Genomic DNA, 2,061 nt, shown 5'->3' with positions numbered 1-2,061 from the left:
AGAAATAAAAAGGAGATAATGTTTTTTGCATTATCCCCTAAATATTATGAGAAACAATTATTAAATTATTATTCTAATGTCCAAAATGAAGTCCTATACTAAGCCCTACGCTTAAAGAAGGAAAAGCCGTAATATAGAGACCGCTGAATAACTGTCCAATATCGGTAGATTGGAACATCATCATATCAACGCCTACATTTATTCCGCCTACCAAAGCCAATTTTCTCGATACAAAAAATCTTTGCTCTACAAATAAATCAAGGTAAGGGGCAAGAATTGGCATTTTTGTGCTTAAAATAATATCTGGAGCATAAGCCATAACTTTAGCTCCCACTCCAAAACCTAAAATTGTATCCCTCGGAACCAAACTATTTATACTTCCAAATATAAATTTTGAAGTAAATCCAAGCCCTAAATTCAATCCCGTCTTTTTAGATACCGTTTTAGTATCTCCTGGAAAAGTTATAGCTATATTGGCTTGCTCGACTCTTATATCGGCAAAAATGCTTACGCCTTTTAATGTGTTGGTCATAGGAAACTGATAACCTATTTGTAAAGACGCTCCCCACCTTGCTTCGGTAGAGCCATTAACTTTCGTAGTTCTTGATTCGGCTATAGGAAAACTTGTAGATGCCGCAAGCTGTCCTAAAATATCAAATTCGAACGCCGCAAAAACCTTACAGAATCCTACTAAAAAGATTACTAATACAAGCTTTTTCATCGAATACCCCTTCTTCATAATCCGCTATTTTTAAATTATAATAACAGATTTTTAATATTATGTCAACAGTATTTATAAATTTTTTTTTATTAAAAATAAGTCAAATCAATATATAATTGCCTTTAACTATTTTATATAATTTAATATCCTTACCCTCTAATATAAGTTTTATCAGCTTTATATCCGATTCGTCAAAATTACTCGGCAGATATATTGCCTTAACTTTTAACTCAAGGAAATTATATAAACTATCTTTATAAAATAATAAATTATAATCTCCATTCTTATTATCGATATTGTCGGAAAACATTGAAATTAAAGAATTATACTCCATATATTCGTTAATAAATTTAGCTCGTTTCCCGTATATATCTTTATTATTATTATCGGAGTTTTTTATAATTGCTATAGCATTATTATTTAAATTTTGCAAAAAATATTCTATACAAATATTCTTATTATTATAAGAAAAAATATTATTTATATTAGAACTCTTGGAATAAAAAGAAAAAATTTTTAATTTATTTTCTAATTTATTTATTATAGGCTCGATTGCTTTTAATTGTTTTTCGCTTAATTTATTTTTTAGAAATTCCTTACAACTCTTAAATTTAATTTTATTTTCTAAAATAAGTTTTAAAGCGTTAATATCGTATTCCATTATTTCGTAAAGAGAGGAAATATTATTATTTTCTATATTACTTCTATTTATGCTTTTATTTATACTTTTAATAATTGATTTTTCAAACAAAGCCAAAAAGTCGTTATATTTTATTAATCTTTTCGATAGTAAAGTAAACGATAATAAAAATATATTATAACTTGCAAAATTACTATCCGAATTATAGTTATCCAAATATTTATTATAAGTTTGCAAAATGGAAGAATAATCTTTTTTCAAATAATACAAAATAGCCAAATTATTATATATATGGAAAGGAGTTTTTTCGTTTAACTTCAAAATAACTTTATTATAATATTCAATCGATTTGTCATAATCTTTAGTATAAAAACAAGCTACTGCAAGTTTATTATATAAATCGGAAGCGTGATTTATTTTGGAAGAGAGATTAAAATATTCCAAAGCCTTTTTATAATCTTCCAAATCAAAATAAGCCAAAAATAAATTATTATAAGCTTCGTTATATTCTCCGTTTATTTTAGTCGCTTTTTCAAAATATTCAATCGACTTCTCATACTCGGAATTTGAATAATAACATAAACCGATTAAATTATAAACTTTATAAGAATTTTCATCCGCAATTTTTGAAAAACATTCTATAGCTTCGTAATAATAACCTTTTGAATAATAAGAAAATCCCAATTTATAATAATCGGAA

At 25.9% G+C, this 2,061-nt stretch carries 2 protein-coding genes; both read right to left on the bottom strand.

The window, feature by feature from the left end; translation table 11 throughout:
• Positions 1-73: 73 nt before the first annotated feature.
• Entirely contained in the window at positions 74-721 is a 648-nt protein-coding gene (locus EZH24_RS10775; protein ID WP_137999122.1) for a hypothetical protein, read from the bottom strand.
• 100 nt (positions 722-821) lie between these two features.
• Positions 822-2,061: tetratricopeptide repeat protein (locus EZH24_RS10770; protein ID WP_137999121.1), on the bottom strand; the 1,240-nt coding region annotated here is incomplete at its 5' end.

Source organism: Brachyspira catarrhinii, assembly GCF_005518285.1.
Lineage (GTDB): Bacteria > Spirochaetota > Brachyspiria > Brachyspirales > Brachyspiraceae > Brachyspira > Brachyspira catarrhinii.
This window is presented reverse-complemented; position numbering and strand designations above follow the sequence as displayed.

Bases quoted from the DNA above. Each gene is read 5' to 3' on its own strand.
- EZH24_RS10775 (WP_137999122.1), bottom strand. From the start codon at position 721: ATGAAAAAGCTTGTATTAGTAATCTTTTTAGTAGGATTCTGTAAGGTT.